General features: G+C 69.5%; 4 protein-coding genes. 1 reads left to right on the top strand and 3 read right to left on the bottom strand.

Features of this window, described 5'->3' with window-relative positions; genetic code table 11:
• Positions 1–77: 77 nt before the first annotated feature.
• Both lptG and RDU12_RS12805 read right to left on the bottom strand, forming a co-directional pair.
• Positions 78–1,196 carry an LPS export ABC transporter permease LptG gene (lptG, locus tag RDU12_RS12810; protein ID WP_300291897.1) on the bottom strand — a complete coding sequence of 373 codons (1,119 nt, stop codon included), beginning with the start codon at positions 1,194–1,196 and terminating at the stop codon, positions 78–80.
• Positions 1,193–2,326 (bottom strand): LptF/LptG family permease, encoded by a 1,134-nt coding sequence (locus RDU12_RS12805; RefSeq protein WP_300291899.1) that lies wholly within the window; start codon positions 2,324–2,326, stop codon positions 1,193–1,195. The genes lptG and RDU12_RS12805 overlap by 4 nt, the downstream gene beginning before the upstream one ends.
• Before the next feature lie 132 nt (positions 2,327–2,458).
• Here RDU12_RS12805 and RDU12_RS12800 point away from each other — a divergent pair, with 132 nt between their 5' ends.
• Positions 2,459–3,934: a leucyl aminopeptidase gene (locus RDU12_RS12800; protein WP_300291901.1), complete on the top strand. Its 1,476-nt coding sequence runs from the start codon at positions 2,459–2,461 to the stop codon at positions 3,932–3,934.
• Between the two features lie 200 nt (positions 3,935–4,134).
• On the opposite strand, the gene RDU12_RS12795 is transcribed toward RDU12_RS12800, so the two are convergent.
• Positions 4,135–4,485: a peptidase inhibitor I78 gene (locus RDU12_RS12795; protein WP_308684960.1), complete on the bottom strand. Its 351-nt coding sequence runs from the start codon at positions 4,483–4,485 to the stop codon at positions 4,135–4,137.
• Positions 4,486–4,530: the final 45 nt, after the last annotated feature.

The raw sequence follows: 4,530 nt of genomic DNA, 5'->3' as shown, positions 1-4,530 counted from the left end.
AAGGCTGCCGTGTCGGGCGCGCGGCGGTCACGCTGCATGCAAATTCACTCTGGATGGCGGACGGGGCGGGGGTTCGCTTAGCCGTCTTCGGTATAGAACAGCAAGGTGAAGGCGGCGAGCGCCGTCAGCAAGGGCGGCAGCCAGGCCGCCAGCCAGGGCGGGATGACCTCGGCCGAACCGAAGGCCGAGGCGGCCTGGTTGACGAAGAAGAAGCCGAAACCGAGCACCACGGCCGCGAGGGTCATGCGCGCCAGATCGCCCAGACGCATCAGGCGCAGCGAGAAGGCGGCGGCCAGGATCGACATGGCGGCGAACATCAGGGGCGTGGCCAGCAACTGCTGCAGCCGCAGCCGGTAGGCGGTGCTCGAAAAGCCGGCCGCCTCGACCCGGGCGATCTGGGCCGGCAGCGACCAGAACGGCGTCGACTGCGGGCGGGCGAACCGTTCGAAGGCCTCGTCGTCGGCAAGGCTGGAGAGCAGGTCGAGGGTTTCGTAGCGCACCGCTCGCTGACCGATCTGGGCCCCCACCGCATCGACCAGCCGCCAACGTCCGGCGCTCAGCGAGGCGGACGCTGCGTCGATCCGTTCGCGGAAGGTGCGGTGTCCGTCGCCGTCATTGGCGTAGATGAAGAAGGTCACGCCCAGCAGGCGGGCGTTGGCCCGGTCCTGACGCTCGGCGCGTATGACCATCTGCCGGGTGTCGTCACCCTCGCGGATCCACACGGCCTCGGACGCCGCCGCCGAGCCGGACAGCCGGGTCCGCTCGCGTTGGAACAGACCATCCGCCGACGCCGCCAGCGGGCCGAGGGCCATGACCGTGACGACGCCGAACAGGAAGGCCGCTCCGGCTGCCGGAAGCACGAACCGCCAGGCCGACAGACCCGCCGCCCGCATCGCGATCAGTTCGCTGCGCCGGTTCAGCCCCACGAAGGCGGCGAGGGTGCCGAACAGGAAAACGAACGGCAGCAGCTGGAGGATGACCTGGGGCGACTTCAGCAACATCAGGCCGAGGATGCGCGCGCCGGACAGATCGACGTCGGAGCCGATCCCCCGCGAGATCTCGACGAAGTCGATCAGCATGATCAGGGCGGCGATGACGCCCAGGGCGATGGCCAGCGAACGCGCCTGCTGGACCAGCACATACCGTTCGATCCGGCCCAGCCGGAGCCAGGACGGAGCCGTGTCGGGGGCGCTCACGCCACCCTCGCTTTCAGTCGGTCAAAGGCGGGCCATTCCCGCTTGCGACGGGGCTTCAGCGCGCGGAACATCAGCCGCAGGGCGATGGCCGTCCCGACGATGGGCAGCAGGTACTGGAAGACGTTGAGCCAGCCGTTCCAGGCGCTCGCCGCCACCACGCCGTAGCCGATGATCCGGATGATCAGGAAGGCGCCCGCGACCCGCGCGATCCGCAGGCTGTAGCCGGTCCGGCTGAACTGCCCGCCCAGGATGGCCGACAGCGCCATGGCCATGGCCAGCAGGGCGTAGAGTGGGGTCGACAGGCGCGAGTGCGCCTCGGCCCTCAGTTCGCCCGCGGACCCGACCCGCTCCAGATCCTGGGGCGAGGGGTTGAGCAGTTGCGTCAGATAGAGGTCCGAGGGCTTGTAGCGGACCGTGTCCGTCACCTCGGAATACTGGCCCAGCGGCACGTCCTGCCGCCCGAACGACAGGTGCTCCAGTACGCCGCGGCTCGAGTAGCGCTGCCACGAGCCGTCGATCAGGGTCAGGATCGGCTCGCCGTCGATGCGCGAGAAGCGAGCTTCGGCCGCGTCCCAGGTCGTCACCCGGTCGTCCTCGGCCTGGTAGATGAAGATGTTCTTCAACAGGCCGTTCTGCTCGATCTGCTGGACATAGACCGTCAGCCCCTCGGGGCCCTGGACGAACCGGCCCTCCTCGACCAGCAGGGCGGCGAGGTCGGTTCGGACCGCGAAGGCCTCGGCCCGCGCCTGCCGTTGCGCCCACGGCTGCAGCACGGTGGTGACGATCAGGGTCAGGATCGCGGCGATCGCCGCGATGCGGACCGCCGGCCGAATCGCCGACCAGCGCGTGACGCCGGAGGCGAACACGGCGGTCAGTTCCTGTTCGCGCTGCAGCCGGGTCAGGGCGACCAGGGCCCCGACGAACAGGCCGATCGGAACGATCACCGCCAGAAGTTGCGGGACCGCCAGCAGGGTCAGCTTGACCATGACCCAGACGCTCTGGCCGCGTTCGACGATAACCTCGAGTTGATCGAGGCTCTGGCTCAGGATGCCGATTCCGGCCAAGGCGGCGCACGCTCCGACGACAGGGCGGGCGATCTGGCGAAAAAGATAGCCTTGAATCAGCGTCATAAGCGGGGGAAATCGCCCGTTGCAGGCGGCGGCGGGAACGCCTCTAATACACATCCCCGCGCACCGGCGACAGGCGCCGCGCGCGACCCTTGTAAGCGAGACCGGGATGCCCAATCCCGGCAGGAGTAGCCCATGAAGATCGAGTTCGTCGCGTCCGCCAGCGGAGCCGAAGTCCTGGCCCTTTTGGTTCATGAGGGGCGGGCCCTGCACGGGACGGGCGGAAACCTCGACGCGGCCGCCTCGGGCGCCCTGACCCGGGCCATGAACGCCAGCCGCTTCACCGGCGGCGCCAACAGCACGCTGGTCGTCGCGGCTCCGACCGGCGTCGACGCGGGCACGATCGTGCTGACGGGCGCGGGCGAGGCCGCGAAATTCGACGATCTGGCGATCGAGACCTCGGCGGGCGCCGCCTATCACGCCGTCAAGCTGTCCGGCGCGACGTCGCTGACCATCGACGGCTCCAACCTGTCGGCCGGGCAGGCCGCCCGCGCCGCCTTCGGCGCCCGCCTGGCCAGCTACCGCTTCCTGAAATACCGCACCACGCTGAAGCCCGAGAAGACGCCGTCGATCGAGACGATCAAGGTCGTCGCCGCCGACGTGAAGGCCGCCCAGGCGGCCTGGGAGGCGCTGGCGCCGGTCGCGGCGGCGGTGGAGTTCTCGCGCGACCTCGTCAGCGAGCCGGCCAACGTCCTGTATCCGGAAGAGTTCGCCAACCGCGTCAAGGCGCTCGAGAAATTGGGCCTCGAGGTCGAGATCCTCGGCGAAAAGGAGCTCGAGAAGCTCGGCTTCCGCACCCTGCTGGCCGTCGGCCAGGGCAGCGTGCGCGAGAGCAAGGTCGCCATCATGAAATGGAACGGGGGCAAGAAGGGCGACCAGCCCATCGCCTTCGTGGGCAAGGGCGTCTGTTTCGACACCGGCGGCATCTCCATCAAGCCGGCCGACGGCATGGAGGAGATGAAGTGGGACATGGGCGGCGCCGCCGCCGTGGCCGGCCTGATGCATGCGCTGGCGGGCCGCAAGGCCAAGGCCAATGTGGTCGGGGTGCTCGGCCTCGTCGAGAACATGCCTGACGGCGCGGCCCAGCGCCCGGGCGACGTGGTGATGTCGCTGTCCGGCCAGTCGGTCGAGGTGATCAACACCGACGCCGAAGGCCGCCTCGTCCTGGCCGACTGCCTCTGGTACACCCAGGAGCGGTTCAAGCCGAAATTCATGCTCGACCTCGCCACCCTCACCGGCGCCATGATCGTCGCCCTCGGCCTCGAGTACGCCGGGGTGTTCTCGAACTCCGACGAACTGGCGAACAACTTCCTCGCCGCCGGCCCCAAGGTCGGCGAGAACGCCTGGCGGATGCCGATCCCGGCCGCCTATGAGCGCCACATCGACAGCCCCATCGCCGACGTCAAGAACACCGGCAACGGCCGCTCCGGCGGTTCGATCACCGCCGCCCTGTTCCTGCAGCGGTTCACCAACGGCGTGCCGTGGGCCCACATCGACATCGCCCCGACCGCCTGGATCAAGGACAGCAAGAACCCGACCGTGCCGGACGGCGCCGTCGGCTGGGGCGTGCGCACCCTGGATCGCATGGTGGCGGACAGCTACGAGGTCTGAGACGGATCCGTCCGTCCAGCAGGAAGGTGACCGGCGCCGCATAGGCTCCGCCGGTCACTCTCTCTACTCAAGGTAGGTGTTGGAGCGGGACGATTTCGACCAGTTCCAGGGCCGTGTTCAGGCGGGCGGGATGACCAGTTCGGCCAGTCCGACCAGAGACAACCGTGACATCGGCGCCTCCGGGGGCTGCGGCCCTTCTGTCAGCCGCAGCTGAGGCGGACGACGGTCTGGCTGTCGGGGTCGATCTCGATGTTGAGCCGCTCGGGCCGCAGGTCCTGGGTGACGGGCTGGCCCGTCTCGTACACGCGCCACAGGGCGCCGGCGGGCGGGTCCGGCAGGTCCGAACGGGCGCGACCGATCCAGTCCTGACGATCCGCGGCGCCGCATGCGTCGGTCGGAGCCGGCGGCGCCTCTGGCCCGGACGGCGGCGTGGGACGTGGTTCAGCGGGCGTGGGCGCCGGGGCCTCGTCCGCGGGGGCTGACGGCGGAGCCTGTTCGGCGCAGGCCGCGAGCGCCGCCGTGGCGGCGAAGGACAGGACGATCAGCCGCAATCGACGCTCCTGATGATTCCCGTCGCCTGGTCGAAACGGATGTTG

It is taken from the genome of Brevundimonas sp., from assembly GCF_031082345.1.
In the GTDB taxonomy this organism is placed as follows: Bacteria; Pseudomonadota; Alphaproteobacteria; order Caulobacterales; family Caulobacteraceae; genus Brevundimonas.
This window is presented reverse-complemented; position numbering and strand designations above follow the sequence as displayed.